A 14,110-nucleotide genomic window follows, 5' to 3' on the forward strand; every position below is an offset into this window, starting at 1 on the left:
TCATGACCGTTCTGTCCTCCTCTTCACCGTATGCGTGGCCGTGGGATGGTCACCTTGATCCATCCCGTCTCGCACTGCTTATCGTCTCCTCATTGCCGACGAGCAGTCACCTTGACCAGTCACCCACGGGCTCCGGCGTGGTGACGTCCGGTCTGGCCGCCCCTTCGGGGGCGGCCAGCCGCGAGGCGCAGGCCACCGAAGCCCTCGCCGGAGTTGTCCGCGAGACTGGCGGGATCGTCGTCAATCTGATGTGTCAAACCGATGGGCAACCAACACCCGAAGGGTGGATTGCGGCCCCACAGATCGACGGATTCTATGAATCGCGACTCGACTCGTACCTGCGAGCGCAGGGACGCGACCAACTGTTGCTTGCCGGAACGTGGCTGGAGACCACCGTGCACTCGACCCTGCGTTCCGCGAACGACCGGGGCTATGAGTGCCTGATCGTGCAGGACCTGTGCGTGTCATACGACCCGGACCTACGCACCGGTTCGCTGTCCTGCGTCGAAATGTCCGGCGGCATCTTCGGGGCCATCGACTCAAGCACGCACGTGACCGCGCTGCTCACAACCCACTTCTCACGTTAGGACCGCACCATGACTGAAACCGTGACCACCTACCCGCCCGTCGACGCCCAGCCGTACGTGTGGCCATTCGATGGCCGGATCGATCCCGAACGCACCGCGCTTTTGTTGATCGACTGGCAGGTCGACTTCTGCGGGCCGGGCGGCTACGTCGACTCGATGGGATACGACATCGGCCTGACCCGGGCCGGACTCGGACCGACCGCCAAGGTGCTTGAGGCCGCACGCAAGGCGGGCCTGACCATCATCCACACCCGCGAAGGCCACCGACCCGACCTGTCCGACCTCCCAGCCAACAAGAAGTGGCGTTCCGAGCAGATCGGAGCGGGCATTGGATCAACCGGACCGTGCGGACGCATCCTTGTGCGCGGCGAGGCAGGCTGGAACATCGTGCCCGAGGTCGCGCCCCTCGACGGCGAGATCATCATCGACAAGCCAGGCAAGGGCGCGTTCTACGCAACCGATCTCGACCTGGTGCTGCGTTCCCACGGGATCACCAACATCATCCTGACCGGAATCACAACCGACGTGTGCGTGCACACCACGATGCGCGAGGCCAACGACCGCGGCTACGAATGCCTCATCCTGTCCGACTGCACCGGAGCCACCGACCACGACAACCACGTGGCCGCGCTCCGCATGGTCACAATGCAGGGCGGAGTGTTCGGAGCAGTCTCGGATTCCCAGTCCGTTCTCGCCTCGCTCGCACACACCCACTAACTTTCTTCCCTCCCCTGGGTTGTGCTGCTCCAAACACATGGGGCAGCACAACCGCTAACTGTTGACATACGTTCGCACCCAAGGATGTTCCGATGACCCAGACTCCCAGTTCAGCAACCGATCGAATCACCCGCGCGCTCGCGGATCTTGATCAGTTCGGGCAGCGCAATGCGTGGATTCACGTGGCCGAGCATTCTGAGCTCATGCAGGCCGCCACTCAGGTTGATGCGGCTGTGGCCGACGGTGAGGACCTGCCGCTTGCCGGGATGGTCATCGCGGTCAAGGACAATATCGACGTTGCGGGGATGCCCACAACCTGCGCGTCACCGGGTGCCTCCTATACGCCAGACCAGGACGCCACGAGCGTGCAGCTGCTGCGGGCTGCGGGAGCCGTGATCTTAGGGAAGACCAACATGGACCAGTTCGCGACCGGTCTGGTCGGGGTGCGCAGCCCGTATGGGATTCCGGTGTCGGTCCTCGATCCCGAACTGGTCTCAGGTGGGTCGAGTTCCGGATCAGCCGTAGCCGTGGCTCAGGGCATTGTGGATGCCGCGCTGGGTACGGACACCGCCGGAAGTGGGCGCGTCCCCGCAGCCTTCAACGCGATTGTGGGCATCAAGCCAACCCTCGGCCTCGTCTCCACCAGCGGGGTGGTGCCGGCTTCTCCAAGTTACGATGCGGTCACCGTTTTCGCTGCTGATCTGAGCACCGCCGAGTTGGTCCTCGCACAGATCGCGCACCCTGATCCGGCCGATCCACGTAGCCGTCGCTGGGACAGCCGTGCCCCGCTTGCCGCTCCCGCGGCTCCCGTATACGGGGTGCCCACCTCTCAAGCGTTGGAGCCGATGTCCGCAAGTTGGCGCAGCGCGTTCGAGAGCAGCGTTGCGGCCCTGACCGATGCGGGAATGCGCGTGGTCGAGGTAGATATTACTCCGCTCCTCGGTGCGGCGAAGCTCCTGTATGACGGCGCATTGATCGCCGAACGTACTGCGGCCTTCGGCACCCTGCTTGATCGCGAACCACACACCGTCGATCCCACGGTGGCCGGTATCGTGCGGACAGGGGAAGGCAAGAGCGCCGTCGAGTTGGCAAACAACCAGTTTGAGCTCGCTCGGGTCCGCGCCTTGCTCGGCGAAGTCTGGTCCGAGATCGACGCCCTGATCCTCCCCACGGCTCCGGGCCACCCATCCGTAGCCGAGGTGCGGGCCGATCCGGTTGCCGTGAACAGTTGGGTGGGTACCTACACCAACTTCGTGAACCTGCTCGATCTCTCCGCCATGGCCGTTCCCGGAATCGCGCCAGTAGGGGTCACGCTCATCGGTCCCGCATTCGCGGATCGTGCGCTGTTGGACCTCGCGCTCCACGTACAGCACGTGTGCACGGGTCGTCCCTCCAGTTCAGGCGGGGCGACGGGCCATCCCTCGACATGGCTCCCCGAAAACGCCTCCATTGCGGTGTTCGGCGCACACCTGACCGGGCAACCGCTCAACCACCAACTGACCTCACGCGGCGCACGGCTCCTCGGCGAAGTCACCACCGCCGCCACCTACTCGCTCTACACGCTCGACACCGTTCCGCCAAAGCCCGGCCTCGTACGCAACACCGGATCAGGAACCTCGTTCATCGGGGAAGAATGGGCGATACCGGTAGCTCGCCTCGCCGAGTTTCTTGGGGATTTGGCCCGGCCGATGTGTGTGGGCCAGGTCGAGTTGTCCGATGGCCGTCAGGTGCTCGGGTTCCTGTGTGAACCGCACGCCCTAGACTCCGCTCAGAACATCTCCGACTTCAGCGGCTGGGCCGAATACACGAGTTTTTCCCCGGTCCGCTGATGCGCACTCCCATCCTGTTCATTCACGGCGCTGCGACCGGCCCCACCGTATGGACCGGCGTGGTCAGTGCGCTGTTCGGACTGTTCAACGCCCAGGGACTACCCACACCGGAACTCCGTGCCCCGAAACGTCCGCAGCACGGTGACTGGGATGAAGAGATCGATGCCCTGAGCAGCGCGGCGAGCGGAGCCTTCATCGTGGGGGTCTCTGGCGGGGCAACCCTCGGCTGGGAACTCCTGAGCAGCAGATATCGCAGCAACGCTCCTGCCATACCGGTCGGTGGGATCTTGCATGAACCTGCCGCAGGATCGCTCGCCCCCGGGTTACTCTCCCACGTGGCGCAGGCGCTGTCGGCTCAAGGACTCGCTGGTTTTGGGAAGGCCCTGTACTCAGAGAGTTGGACCCCGGCGCTGGCCAGCATCGATGATGCCGGAGTCGCCCTAGAGTTTGCGATGTTTTCACGATTCGAACCCACAGCCCTGCGCGTCCCCGACGCCGTGCTGCTCACCACCGGAACCGATTCACCCACTCTGCGACACTCCTCCGTGACCCGTTTGAGTGAGACCTACGGTGTTCCTCGCAGCATGATTCCCGGTAAGCATGCCGTGCACCTGGATCATGCCCAAGATTTTGCCCGGGCCGTATTCGAACAGTATCTGGCTGTCACCGGAAGCCAGGTGCCTCCACGGGCTTGATGAGCACAGTGGCGGCTATTCGCCCTGTTCCAGCAAATAGAGTTGGTAGTCAAGTTCATCTGCGGCTCGCAACGCCCGAGCAGCCACGGTCGTCGCGATCTCATTCCACGCATCTTCACCGGAAATATGGGTCTGGATCTCGTCAATGATGCCCTCTGCGTGGTACGGCTTCACTTTGCCGTCCTCAACCACCATGTAGTTCTCAAAGTAACGGTCACGCGGAATGCCAGGATCCAGCAGCCGGGCGGTGAAGAGCTCAGCAATCTCTTGCTCGCCCAGACCCTGCTCGAACTCTCCGGAAGCAAGTAGCGCGAACCCTGCACCACCACCATCTTGGTTGAACCAGCCACGTTCTTCAGTAAATGATGCGATCTGCTGATAGTCCGGTTCTGCGTCAAGCACACCACTTTCCAGCGCGAGTGCTAGACCGTTCTCGGTGATGGGGAAGTCAAACCCGACCTGTTCGATCTGGAGTTGGAAGGCCCTGATGAGTGGTGTGAAATCAAACTCGGGAAGTTGCTCGTCTAGTTCCTTGAGGTCGTCCAACCAGATATACGGCTCGGAAAATCCCATCTCCCGCACCCGTTGATAGCGCCAACTGTCCGTGTAAACCTCGTCGGGATCTACCTCAAAGCGGTATTCGTCGGGTTCCTCGTATTCTCCATACTCCTCGTCACCGGCGTCCCAAAACTCTTCGATTCCGGGGGTAGTGAACTCGGAGGTTACCTCCGTCTGGTCGACCGCAAGCGACATGATCCCTATGAACACCACCGCGGCAACGGCAATAGGGATCAAGAAGCCCAGTACTATCCCAGTGAACGTGGCAGTCTGCGCGGCTGGGTTCTTCTGGACGGTCGAACGCGTTACCGTGCTCGCGCTCGTGCCAGCGCCCAGCGAGGTATAGGTGGTTGTTGACGAGTTTTGCCGGGTTGTGGTGTACTCGGGAGCCTCGTCGGTGGAGACATCCGTGGTTGGTGGTGGAGTCACCGAATTCTGCGTTACGTGTTCAAGCGGTCGAATGAAGAACCTGTCAGCCACGAGACCTCACGCTCTAGAACCCAAAGCCAAACAGCGTCGTCTCATCAATGCTGTACGGCCCGCCCCCAAAGGGGTTGTCATCATCTAGGTATTCGTCGTGGTCTGAGCTCTCGCCACTCTCATCATCGAAGTACTCTTCCGAGTATTCACCGTCGTCTAGGATGACTGCGCCTTCAGGCAGTTCAACGCCCGGCGGGAAATCATCCTCTTCGAAGTACACGGTGCTCCCCGGCAGGAAACCGCCATCATCGAAGAACGGGGAGAAGTTGTTGGAGACCTCGCCAAACCCAGAGAGGACTCGGCTTGCCACGCCCAAGAAAAACAGAACGAACACAATCATGCCGATGACCTTGATAACGCCGGCGGCGCTCGTCTCCTCCTTCTGCATCGGCTTGTCACCGAATGAGTAACTACGGCCCACAAAATAATCCTCGGGCAGTTCCTCAGCATAGTTTTGCTGACCATTGGCAGAGTTGCCCTGGGCGTAACTGACGCGAGGCTGCTGTGGCCGGTTCGCGGAAGGTGACGCCGCGCTGTCCTTCGGAAGGTGCGCATTGTGAGCGGGAACTGGCTGCGGCGTTTGGTGTGGTGCGTGCTGCTGTGTCTGTTGTGCAGCCGCCACAGGCTGCGCATGGACTGCCGCAGCGTCGTCCCCAGGCGCAGCGTTCCCGCGAGAAGCACCCTCATATGAAACGGAAGGCTCAGCCGTTGGACTGTGCGTAATGTAGTCCGGCTGATTGATGAAGAACTTGTCGTTTGCCATGTTCGCTCGTTTCACACGAAAAGATTGCGTGGATATGTACTGATCCTACGCAGTCTATGTGCTGGTTGTCGCCCATATTTCAGCGCGCATCTAAGCGAGCGGAACGAGTCGTCATACGGATCGCCCCAATACATGCGGCCACAACCAGAATCACCCCGGACCACTGCACGAGCGTGAGCGCCTGTCCCAGTACCAGCCAGCCGGCGAGCGCGGCCACGACCGGAGCGAATGCGAGCAGGACAGAGAAGGTGGAGGCGGGGACTCGTCGCAAAGCAAGAAGCTCAAGAGCATAGGGAATCGCGGAGGACAACAGCGCAATACCCAGCCCAATCGCGAGGATATGCGGTGCGATGAGCACCGCCCCCGTCGTCGCTGCGGCGAACGGCACAACCGCCACGCTGCCCACGGCCATCGCGAGCGCCAGGCCGGACAGCCCTTCAAACTCGCGACCAGCGCGCCGCGCACCCAGAATGTAGAACGCCCACATGAGCGCCGCAATCAGCGCGAACATGACGCCCAGCGGGTCAAGTCGCAGCGGTCCATGCGACAGCAACACCACCCCACCAAACGCGCACGCCACCCACAGGGTGTTCAACCAGCGGCGCGCCAAGACTATCGAGAGGATCATCGGGCCAAGGACCTCGATCGTGACCGTGATGCCCAACGGAATACGCTCCAGCGCAAGATAGAAACTCGTGTTCATAGCCGCGAGCGCCAGCCCGAACCCGACGACCGTGCACCAGTTTCCACGGGTCAAACCGCGCAGCGTTGGTCGGGCAATCACTCCCAGAACCAGTGCGGAGAACGCCAACCGTAGTGCCACCGCGCCGATAGGACCAACCTGCGGAAACACGAGGACCGCGATCGACGCGCCAACCTCCTGGCAGATCATGGCCAGGAACATCAGTGAGACACCCGTGGTCATGTGGGATCGGCTGTCGATTGGGTTCATACCTCTATTGTCTGCCCTGCAGTGGTGCGCCCGGTACGTACCCCGTTGTCCTCATGTGCGCGTGGCACAATGGGCCGCATGGAAAACCAGTTCTCGCACCTTCGCCCAGGCAACGATGTCCTCACCATTTTGAAGGCCGGACTGATCTTGTCTTTGGTTGGCATGGTTCTTGGGATCGGCATGTCGGTCTGGTGGTCCATGCGTGCGGGATCGGATCACGTGACGTTCGCAGTCTTCTCCATCCTGGTGTGCGCTGCACTCGGTGGTGTGGTCGGCGTCGTTGGCGGGTTTGGCGCGCTGTTTGCTCAGAGATTCGCGGCTCCTGCGGCCAACGAGGCCACGGCACGGTGGATCATGGCGGCGTTCTTCTCCAGCACGGGGTTCATCGTGCTGGTTCTGTTGGCTCTGAACTCTTTGACCACGCCGGTGATATTGGGGCTGGTTGCAGCGGACTTCGCGTTGCTCGCGTTTGGTTATCTATATGTTGCGCCCCGCCTGATCGCACCGAAGACACCGCGCGGCGGGCTTGATGACAACTTTGATGGTTCTCAGATCACGCCTCCGGGCGCTTAACTACATTTAGGCGTATAGGTTTTGTCTTGTTCGTTAGTGTCTAGACCACTCACACACAAGACAAAACCTATACGCCTCATTGCTGAGGGTTGAACATCCCACCCTTTGCGCAAAAGATTGGTCAGCCCTTGCTGACTATACAGTGATCAATGTATGGTCAGTACATGCTGACCATTACTTCCCGTCTCGACGCGATGAACCGCTTGGGGCGCGCGATGTCCGACCCCACCCGGGCGCAGATTCTCCTCAAGCTCCTCGACGGACCAGGCTACCCCGCTCAGCTGGCGCGAGACCTGGACCTCACCCGTACAAACGTGTCGAACCATCTGGCCTGCCTACGCGGCTGCGGCATCGTCGTAGCCGAACCAGAGGGCCGCCAGACCCGTTACGAGATCGCCGACCCGCACCTCGCTGCCGCACTTTCGGCCCTCGTCGACGTCACCTTGGCCGTGGATGAGAACGAACCATGCATCGACCCCTCCTGCCCCATTCCCGGATGCTGCGGCAACAGTGAAGCGGAGGATGCACGGTGACCATACTTGAGAAGGCCTCGGCCCGCACCCAAGTACTTCAACGACGCATCCGAATCATCGTGGCCATCACGATCACCTGGAATGTCATTGAAGCGACGATCGCACTCATAGCAGGTGGCGCCGCCTCCTCGGCGGCGCTCATCGGTTTCGGTCTCGACTCAATTGTCGAGGTTCTTTCCGCCGCCGCCGTAGCCTGGCAATTCGCCTCGCCCAACCCCAAGTCTCGTGAAAAGATCGCGTTGCGGATCATCGCGGTGTCCTTCTTTGGACTGGCCGCCTACGTTTCCATCGAGGCCGTATTGTCGCTCGCGGGATTCCGCGACCCCGAACACTCAACCATTGGCATCGTCCTTGCGACATTGAGCCTGCTGGTGATGCCATTCCTGAGTTGGTTCGAGCGTAGAACCGGGCAGGAACTTGGCTCCGCCTCAGCCATCGCCGACTCAAAGCAGACACTGATCTGCACCTACCTCTCGGCGGCGCTGCTGGCTGGCCTGCTGCTCAACTCACTGTTCGGGTGGGCGTGGGCGGATTCGGTCGCCGCGTTGGTCATTGCCGCCGTTGCGGTGCGTGAAGGCATCGAGGCATGGCGGGGCGATGCCTGCTGTGCGGCTCCCGTCAGCAGACTTGTCGCAACAGATCAGGGATCTCTCACCTGTGATGACGGGTGCTGCTCGCACTGAACCACCTCTGATTGGCGACGCTTCCAACCTCCCAGCGCATCAACGCTGGGAGGTTGGTTGCGTGGGAGAGGCCGTATCGTCGCCAATCTCGACCGCGAAGTCACACTGCCGCTGAACGTGTAGGGAATTGCTTCGGTGTGCGATTCCTTTTGCGCACACAGAAGTAATCCCCCACACGCTCACATCAGGCGAGTGTCAGGAACCCGAGGACTGCGCTCACGGCGCTGAGCACTGCGAGCACCAGAGCCGGGGTGGCACTTTCCGTGCGCTTCCGGTGCACCACGACGGCGCCAACCATGATGATGGTGAGGCCTACAGCCGCAATTGGGGTAAGAACGGGAGCGATGTGGGTTGCGAGGGGAAGGATCAGTCCCAGTGCCCCGAGTACCTCAGCGGCACCGATAGCCTTGACGGCCCCGGCCGAAAAGTCCTCCGCATAGCCCATACCAGCCGCAACGAGGGCTTCTTTGGACCGTGCGAGCTTCATGCTGCCTGCGCCGAGGAACGCGACGGCAAGCAGGATGTTGATGATCCACAGTGCGATCGTCATCTATGTCTCCATTACTGTAGGTAGGGTTGGTTACGATGTGTAAGTAACCCCATCGTGCATCAGGTTTGAAGGCCTTGCAAAAGGCACATTGAAGTAAGTAGGTGACATTCGATGCCGTCAGCGAATGAGGACTGCGCTCCCCTCACAGAATACGAGGGCTCCTGCCAGGGGCAACATGGTGCCGAGGAGGGGCGGATGATCCGCGAGGTACTGTCGCGGGTCGGAGACAAGTGGTCCCTGCTCGTGGTGGCCACGCTGCGCGGCGGTCGGTTGCGGTTCTCCGAACTGCAGGGGCACATCCCGGGGATCTCGCAGCGTATGCTCACCCTTACGCTCCGCCACCTTGAGCGCGATGGACTGCTCAGCCGCACGGTCCACGCGGAAGTACCGCCACGGGTCGAGTATGAGCTAACCGACCTGGGGCGCACACTCATGGAACTGTCCATTGGGCTTGGCATGTGGGCCGTGGAGAATCGAGAACGCATCGAGACTGCTCGCGCGGCCTACGATTCGGCTCACTCACAGGTTTGACCCCGCACTGGCAGTCCGGGGTGCCGCCAATCCGCCCGTTGACAGGACGAACCGGAGTTACGCCGCCTAGACGATACGACTAGTTCGAGGCCACGCAAGAAGACCCGAACACGCAGTCAGCGTTTGGGCCAGCGCCAGTCAGGCCCGTCAAAACGCAGTTGTCCTCGCACTGAGGTTTCGGATCCGTCATTCTCAAGCTCTATGAGGGTGGATCCTTTCGCGAGCGCCTCGACCAGCGGCTCTGCGTGTGTGACGACAACAACCTGCATACGTTTGGCGGCACTCAGGATGAGTCCCGCAAGTGCAGGAAGCAGACGTGGATGGAGACTGCCCTCGGGTTCGTTGAGCACGAGCAACTCGGGCGGGCGTGGGCTTAGGAGCGCTGTGGCCAGCAGCAGGAATCGCAGGGTGCCGTCAGATAGTTCGGCTGCGCCGATGGGGCGTTCGAGACCCGGCTGGTGCAGACAGACCCGCGCGATCCCGGAGTCGTCTCCGACCAGCCCAGCGTGGGCTCCGTTGAACGCATCAGCAATCGCCGCTTGCAGGCGCAGCCCATCGCCTGACCCAAGGACTGTCGCCAGAGCGCCAGCGAAATTGGAGCCGGACGGGTTGAGGACGGGAGTGAAGCTCACAGGCCCCGGACGCCGCGCTGGAGCAGACGAGTCGGTGCGCAGGTTGTCGTAAAACCGCCACCGACGAGCCGATTCGCGCAACTCAAACAGTTCCGGGGTCTCGGTGGGCGACGCGAGCATCGCCAGCATCGATTCGCTCTCTTGCACCCTCGCATCCAGTACCGACAACTTACCGTCGGCGCCGCGATACTTCACGGCCAGCGACCGGCGCTCCGCAACTATCGCGGACGGGCGCAATGTTGTTCCATGCCAGATGGTCTCGTTCTTGACCTCTGGATCGAGCAGGAGCACCCCGCCGGGAACATCGAATGCCGGGGTTTGTGGCAACCCAAGGTCAATTGCGTAGGAATAGTCATCCGTCGCGAACCCGAGCCGCAACGCGACTCTTTTGCCGCGTTCCCGCCGCCCCGCATATAAAGCGCTGCGCAGCCCACCCTCAGCGACGAGGGATTGTAGCGCGCCGTCCCGGACAATATCCGCGACCAGCCTGAGCGCTCTATACACATTCGATTTTCCACTGCCATTCACACCGGTCACAACGGTCAACTGCCCGAGGCCCACAGTGACCTCTCGTAGCGACCGATAGTTCTCCACGGCAAGGGTTCGAATCATGCCAGCAGTCTATAGTTCCCCTCCGACACCCCAACTTTATTCGTCTCGTGAACGCCTCCACTGCGTGTGGGCTCCCCACTCGCGAAGCTGTTAAGCAGACGAAATTGTCGACGAGCCATTTCTTCCAGCGCACCGCCGCCGGGAGGTGAGTTGCGCTGGAAGGAACCGTGTCGTCGCCAATCTGTGCAGTAGCCCTCGGTTCGCAACACCGGATCTTAGCAATCAAGGTTGACAAGAAATCCTTAGCAACATAGGTTGACAACATGGAGTCTATGCATCTAACAGATATCGCAGCCAACACAAGCGATCCACGATCCGGCCTACGCGCTGTTGCCTCGTTGAGAGTTTTGACTGAACGCCTAGAACTCACTCAAGTCGAAGCAGCATTACGCGCAGGTATGGGATGGTCGGACGTTGCAGAAGCTCTCGGGGTGAGCCGGCAGGCAGTCCACAAAAAGTACTCGAAGAAGATCGATCAGACGATCCCAACCCCACGGAGGAACCGTTGAGCAAGTTCACGAATGCGGCAGCCACTGCACACACGCTCTCACTCACCGCGATGGAAGAGGCCTCACGGTATGGTCAGCGCACGGCAGAGATCGACCACATGTTTCTGGCTCTCGTGGTCAATGAACAACTTGCCGGTCAAGTCCTACGCAGTCTAGGGATCACACTCGATTCGGCGCGTGATGCAGTCACGGCACAGCATGCCGCACAACTCGAATCCCTAGGAATCTCCACAACCATGCCGGAGCCTGGCGAGATCGTGTTTCACCAGACTGCTGGCTATCAATGGGGCGAGGGTCCGCTAGTCGTCATTAAAAAGGCCAATGAGAGCGGTGCTCGCGGAGACGCAGCAGCCGCCTTGCGCGAACTTGTAGTCGAGCCCAGCGGAATGATCGAAGCCATTTTGCATCGCCTCAACACAACGCCACAGCAGGTCATTTCTACGCTCGATAAAGCAGAACAGTATCGGTCGGCGACACGGTCTGCTCAAAAATCACGGCAGAACCTAGCAGGCGTTTCGGAAGGGTTCGCACCAGCTGCTGTTGAGCAGGTGTGGGCCCTGCTGGCTGACCCGCTCCGCATGCCGGACTGGGAACCAAGCATCAGCGCAGTCACCATTGACGATGAAGAAACAGCCGTCACCGGGTCAACATGGCAGGCTCACGCCCGCACGCAACGGTTGGATGGAAAGCCGATCAAAATCAAACCCTCACTAATTCAGCAGCGGGTCGAACTACTCCAAAAAAGCGAGCCACACACGCTTGAGTGGCGATTCACTTACCCCGATGCACCCTCCGCCAACGCTAGACGTATTCGGGTTGAGTTGGAGCCAGCCGCAGGTGGAACGCACTTGCGGTTAAGCCTGACGTGGGAACGGAACCCGCAACGTACACGACTTCCGCTCATCGCTTGGGTTATGCGCCCCCTGGCTCGAGCCTTAGTGTGGCTGCAACTTTCGCAACTGAGTAGCGCCATCAGCCGGAATTTCCGCTGAGTGCCCAAGCCGCTACTGAACGAGCAAATCCGCAACGAGGCGTTGAACGCGAGTCTTGATCTCGTCGCGAATCGGGCGGACAGCCTCGATGCCCTGCCCTGCAGGGTCATCCAGTTTCCAATCCTCGTACCGCTTGCCGGGGAAGTAGGGGCAGGTGTCGCCGCAGCCCATCGTGATCACAACGTCGGTTGCCGCGACCGCGTCAACCGTGAGGATTTTGGGTTGTTCGCCGGTGATGTCGATGCCTTCTTCCTGCATCGCCTGAACTGCCACGGGGTTGATCTGCTCGGCGGGCATCGACCCGGCGGAACAGACTTCAATGCGGTCGCCAGAAAGGTGACGTAGGTAGCCTGCGGCCATCTGGGATCGACCTGCATTGTGTACGCAGACGAACAGCACACTGGGCTTTGACTCGTGGGGTTGCATGGCGAGCACACTACAGCACTCACGTGAATTCTTGATGGCTTACCAAGCGCACGCTGTGGCACTCGAATAGACTTTTTCAATGGCTGATGTGAAGCAGGTGCAGATTACGTTCGACTGCGAAAACCCGATGCGGGTCGCAGAGTTTTGGAACCATGTCCTTGGGTACGTCTTTCCAGATCCGCCTCCCGGCTTTGACTCGTGGGACGCGTTCGATGCCACACTCCCGCCCGAACAGCAGGGTGGCGCGAGCGCATGCCAAGACCCGAATGGCGTTGGTCCACGCCTGTACTTCCAGCGCGTTCCCGAGGGCAAGGTCGTGAAGAACCGCGTGCACCTTGACGTGCGTGTGGTGACCGGTCTTCGAGGCGAGGAACGCCTTGCAGCCCTTGAGAAGGAGGCAACGCGGCTGGAAGAGCTTGGCGCGCAGCGGGTGCGGCTCCTACCTGCGGACGGCTTCAACGAATCCTGCATGGTCATGCAGGACGTTGAGGGAAACGAGTTCTGCCTCGACTAGTCCGCGCACCCGCGGTTCACACCTCTAGGATGACCTTGCCGAGGTGTCCTCCGTCGCGCAGTATCCGATGTGCTTGAGCAGCTTCCGTCAGGGGCAAGCGTGCATGGATGGGCAGTTGGATGGCTCCCGATGCGAGCAGCGGCCACACTATTTCCTGCGTACGAGCGAGGATAGCGCCCTTGTCTTGAGGGGGCCGGGAACGCAGGGTAGTTCCGATGACCCGCGCACGCTTGGACATCAGCACGCCGAGGTCGAGTTCCCCGCGTGGCCCACCCAGCAAGCCGATGACCACTAGGCGACCATGCTCACGCAGCATGCGCACGTTGTCGCTAAGGCCGGACCCGCCCACAACATCGAGGATGACGTCTGCACCGCCAGCCTCGGAAACCGCCGCGCGAACATCCGTAGTGTGCCGATTCCATGCCTGATCAGCACCTAGTTTCAAGGCTTGCTCCACTCCAGCGTCCGAGCCAACGGTAGTGAGCACACGGTGCCCTAGCGCATGGGCAAATTGGATGGCGAACGACCCAATTCCCCCAGTGCCACCGTGTACGAGCACCGTTTGCGAGGCAGCGCAGTCCACGGGCACACCCGCCTCGATCACCAGATTGGACACCACGGTCGCGGCAACCTCGATAAGGCCAGCGGCGTCTACCAGTGAGAGCCCGGGTGGGGCGGGCAGCAACTGTTCGTGAGGTACGGCAACCACCTCGGCGTAGCCTCCACCAGCAAGGAGCGCGACAACCTCTTCGCCCGTATCGCGGCGGCGTCCAGATACCTCTAGTCCTGGCAGCGGAGACGCGCCGGGCGGTGGCGGATACTTCCCAGCCACTTGCACAAGGTCCGCACGGTTCACGCCCGCGGCAACGACGTCAATCAACACCTCCCCGTCAGCCGGAACCGGCTCGGGGAGGTCGGCCAACTCAAGACGATGATCCTTGCTAATGGTCATGGCGCGCATTTCGTCAGGCTAT

The 14,110-nt window shown here is 61.1% G+C and carries 18 protein-coding genes; 11 read left to right on the forward strand and 7 right to left on the reverse strand.

Annotation, left to right across the window (positions count from 1 at the left end; all coding sequences use genetic code 11):
• Positions 1-2: 2 nt before the first annotated feature.
• From ACFSYH_RS08160 to ACFSYH_RS08175, 4 genes are all read left to right on the forward strand, one after another.
• Positions 3-587 carry an isochorismatase family protein gene (locus ACFSYH_RS08160; protein WP_377466397.1) on the forward strand — a complete coding sequence of 195 codons (585 nt, stop codon included), beginning with the start codon at positions 3-5 and terminating at the stop codon, positions 585-587.
• Positions 588-596: 9 nt separating this feature from the next.
• Complete coding sequence (gene biuH / locus ACFSYH_RS08165) at positions 597-1,304, forward strand: biuret amidohydrolase (protein ID WP_377466398.1); 708 nt, start codon at positions 597-599, stop codon at positions 1,302-1,304.
• Positions 1,305-1,396: 92 nt separating this feature from the next.
• Positions 1,397-3,133 carry an allophanate hydrolase gene (gene atzF / locus ACFSYH_RS08170; RefSeq protein ID WP_377466399.1) on the forward strand — a complete coding sequence of 579 codons (1,737 nt, stop codon included), beginning with the start codon at positions 1,397-1,399 and terminating at the stop codon, positions 3,131-3,133.
• Entirely contained in the window at positions 3,133-3,828 is a 696-nt protein-coding gene (locus ACFSYH_RS08175) for an alpha/beta fold hydrolase (RefSeq protein ID WP_377466400.1), read from the forward strand. Before atzF ends, ACFSYH_RS08175 begins: the two co-directional genes overlap by 1 nt.
• A 15-nt stretch (positions 3,829-3,843) precedes the next feature.
• On the opposite strand, the gene ACFSYH_RS08180 is transcribed toward ACFSYH_RS08175, so the two are convergent.
• From ACFSYH_RS08180 to ACFSYH_RS08190, 3 genes are all read right to left on the reverse strand, one after another.
• On the reverse strand, positions 3,844-4,815 hold the full coding sequence (locus ACFSYH_RS08180; RefSeq protein WP_377466401.1) for a hypothetical protein: 972 nt from the start codon (positions 4,813-4,815) through the stop codon (positions 3,844-3,846).
• Positions 4,816-4,879: 64 nt separating this feature from the next.
• On the reverse strand, positions 4,880-5,629 hold the full coding sequence (locus ACFSYH_RS08185; protein WP_377466402.1) for a hypothetical protein: 750 nt from the start codon (positions 5,627-5,629) through the stop codon (positions 4,880-4,882).
• A 79-nt stretch (positions 5,630-5,708) separates the two neighbouring features.
• A complete protein-coding gene (locus ACFSYH_RS08190; protein ID WP_377466403.1) occupies positions 5,709-6,581 on the reverse strand; it encodes an EamA family transporter in 873 nt (290 codons plus the stop codon).
• 78 nt (positions 6,582-6,659) lie between these two features.
• Between ACFSYH_RS08190 and ACFSYH_RS08195 the strand changes: the two genes are divergently transcribed.
• From ACFSYH_RS08195 to ACFSYH_RS08205, 3 genes are all read left to right on the forward strand, one after another.
• Positions 6,660-7,154 (forward strand): hypothetical protein, encoded by a 495-nt coding sequence (locus tag ACFSYH_RS08195; protein WP_377466404.1) that lies wholly within the window; start codon positions 6,660-6,662, stop codon positions 7,152-7,154.
• Positions 7,155-7,318: 164 nt separating this feature from the next.
• Entirely contained in the window at positions 7,319-7,687 is a 369-nt protein-coding gene (gene cmtR, locus ACFSYH_RS08200; RefSeq protein ID WP_377466405.1) for a Cd(II)/Pb(II)-sensing metalloregulatory transcriptional regulator CmtR, read from the forward strand.
• Positions 7,684-8,370 (forward strand): cation transporter, encoded by a 687-nt coding sequence (locus ACFSYH_RS08205; protein ID WP_377466406.1) that lies wholly within the window; start codon positions 7,684-7,686, stop codon positions 8,368-8,370. Before cmtR ends, ACFSYH_RS08205 begins: the two co-directional genes overlap by 4 nt.
• 184 nt (positions 8,371-8,554) lie before the next feature.
• On the opposite strand, the gene ACFSYH_RS08210 is transcribed toward ACFSYH_RS08205, so the two are convergent.
• Positions 8,555-8,920: a DoxX family protein gene (locus ACFSYH_RS08210; RefSeq protein WP_377466407.1), complete on the reverse strand. Its 366-nt coding sequence runs from the start codon at positions 8,918-8,920 to the stop codon at positions 8,555-8,557.
• Between the two features lie 111 nt (positions 8,921-9,031).
• Here ACFSYH_RS08210 and ACFSYH_RS08215 point away from each other — a divergent pair, with 111 nt between their 5' ends.
• Positions 9,032-9,451: a winged helix-turn-helix transcriptional regulator gene (locus ACFSYH_RS08215; protein ID WP_377466408.1), complete on the forward strand. Its 420-nt coding sequence runs from the start codon at positions 9,032-9,034 to the stop codon at positions 9,449-9,451.
• Positions 9,452-9,567: 116 nt separating this feature from the next.
• Here the strand turns inward: ACFSYH_RS08215 and ACFSYH_RS08220 are convergent, their stop codons facing one another.
• Positions 9,568-10,695 (reverse strand): AAA family ATPase, encoded by a 1,128-nt coding sequence (locus ACFSYH_RS08220; protein ID WP_377466410.1) that lies wholly within the window; start codon positions 10,693-10,695, stop codon positions 9,568-9,570.
• Positions 10,696-10,958: 263 nt separating this feature from the next.
• Between ACFSYH_RS08220 and ACFSYH_RS08225 the strand changes: the two genes are divergently transcribed.
• The gene (locus tag ACFSYH_RS08225; protein WP_377466411.1) at positions 10,959-11,204 is read left to right on the forward strand and encodes a hypothetical protein; all 246 of its coding nucleotides are present in this window, start codon (positions 10,959-10,961) and stop codon (positions 11,202-11,204) included.
• A complete protein-coding gene (locus tag ACFSYH_RS08230; RefSeq protein ID WP_377466412.1) occupies positions 11,201-12,196 on the forward strand; it encodes an SRPBCC family protein in 996 nt (331 codons plus the stop codon). The genes ACFSYH_RS08225 and ACFSYH_RS08230 overlap by 4 nt, the downstream gene beginning before the upstream one ends.
• Before the next feature lie 12 nt (positions 12,197-12,208).
• On the opposite strand, the gene ACFSYH_RS08235 is transcribed toward ACFSYH_RS08230, so the two are convergent.
• Positions 12,209-12,622: an arsenate reductase ArsC gene (locus tag ACFSYH_RS08235; RefSeq protein ID WP_377466413.1), complete on the reverse strand. Its 414-nt coding sequence runs from the start codon at positions 12,620-12,622 to the stop codon at positions 12,209-12,211.
• 79 nt (positions 12,623-12,701) lie between these two features.
• On the opposite strand from ACFSYH_RS08235, the gene ACFSYH_RS08240 reads away from it, so the two are divergent.
• Entirely contained in the window at positions 12,702-13,136 is a 435-nt protein-coding gene (locus ACFSYH_RS08240) for a VOC family protein (RefSeq protein ID WP_377466414.1), read from the forward strand.
• A gap of 16 nt (positions 13,137-13,152) precedes the next feature.
• Here the strand turns inward: ACFSYH_RS08240 and ACFSYH_RS08245 are convergent, their stop codons facing one another.
• Positions 13,153-14,097 (reverse strand): NAD(P)H-quinone oxidoreductase, encoded by a 945-nt coding sequence (locus ACFSYH_RS08245; protein ID WP_377466415.1) that lies wholly within the window; start codon positions 14,095-14,097, stop codon positions 13,153-13,155.
• Between the last annotated feature and the right edge of the window lie 13 nt (positions 14,098-14,110).

It is taken from the genome of Populibacterium corticicola, from assembly GCF_042683685.1.
GTDB classification, from domain to species: domain Bacteria; phylum Actinomycetota; class Actinomycetes; order Actinomycetales; family Cellulomonadaceae; genus Timonella; species Timonella corticicola.

What these genes read in the sequence shown, in the direction of transcription:
- ACFSYH_RS08160 (WP_377466397.1), top strand. Translation starts at nt 3, where the DNA reads ATGACCGTTCTGTCCTCCTCTTCACCGTATGCGTGGCCGTGGGATGGT.
- biuH (WP_377466398.1), top strand. Translation starts at nt 597, where the DNA reads ATGACTGAAACCGTGACCACCTACCCGCCCGTCGACGCCCAGCCGTAC.
- atzF (WP_377466399.1), top strand. Translation starts at nt 1,397, where the DNA reads ATGACCCAGACTCCCAGTTCAGCAACCGATCGAATCACCCGCGCGCTC.
- ACFSYH_RS08175 (WP_377466400.1), top strand. Translation starts at nt 3,133, where the DNA reads ATGCGCACTCCCATCCTGTTCATTCACGGCGCTGCGACCGGCCCCACC.
- ACFSYH_RS08185 (WP_377466402.1), bottom strand. Translation starts at nt 5,629, where the DNA reads ATGGCAAACGACAAGTTCTTCATCAATCAGCCGGACTACATTACGCAC.
- ACFSYH_RS08190 (WP_377466403.1), bottom strand. Translation starts at nt 6,581, where the DNA reads ATGAACCCAATCGACAGCCGATCCCACATGACCACGGGTGTCTCACTG.
- ACFSYH_RS08195 (WP_377466404.1), top strand. Translation starts at nt 6,660, where the DNA reads ATGGAAAACCAGTTCTCGCACCTTCGCCCAGGCAACGATGTCCTCACC.
- cmtR (WP_377466405.1), top strand. Translation starts at nt 7,319, where the DNA reads ATGCTGACCATTACTTCCCGTCTCGACGCGATGAACCGCTTGGGGCGC.
- ACFSYH_RS08210 (WP_377466407.1), bottom strand. Translation starts at nt 8,920, where the DNA reads ATGACGATCGCACTGTGGATCATCAACATCCTGCTTGCCGTCGCGTTC.
- ACFSYH_RS08215 (WP_377466408.1), top strand. Translation starts at nt 9,032, where the DNA reads ATGCCGTCAGCGAATGAGGACTGCGCTCCCCTCACAGAATACGAGGGC.
- ACFSYH_RS08220 (WP_377466410.1), bottom strand. Translation starts at nt 10,695, where the DNA reads ATGATTCGAACCCTTGCCGTGGAGAACTATCGGTCGCTACGAGAGGTC.
- ACFSYH_RS08225 (WP_377466411.1), top strand. Translation starts at nt 10,959, where the DNA reads ATGGAGTCTATGCATCTAACAGATATCGCAGCCAACACAAGCGATCCA.
- ACFSYH_RS08235 (WP_377466413.1), bottom strand. Translation starts at nt 12,622, where the DNA reads ATGCAACCCCACGAGTCAAAGCCCAGTGTGCTGTTCGTCTGCGTACAC.
- ACFSYH_RS08240 (WP_377466414.1), top strand. Translation starts at nt 12,702, where the DNA reads ATGGCTGATGTGAAGCAGGTGCAGATTACGTTCGACTGCGAAAACCCG.
- ACFSYH_RS08245 (WP_377466415.1), bottom strand. Translation starts at nt 14,097, where the DNA reads ATGCGCGCCATGACCATTAGCAAGGATCATCGTCTTGAGTTGGCCGAC.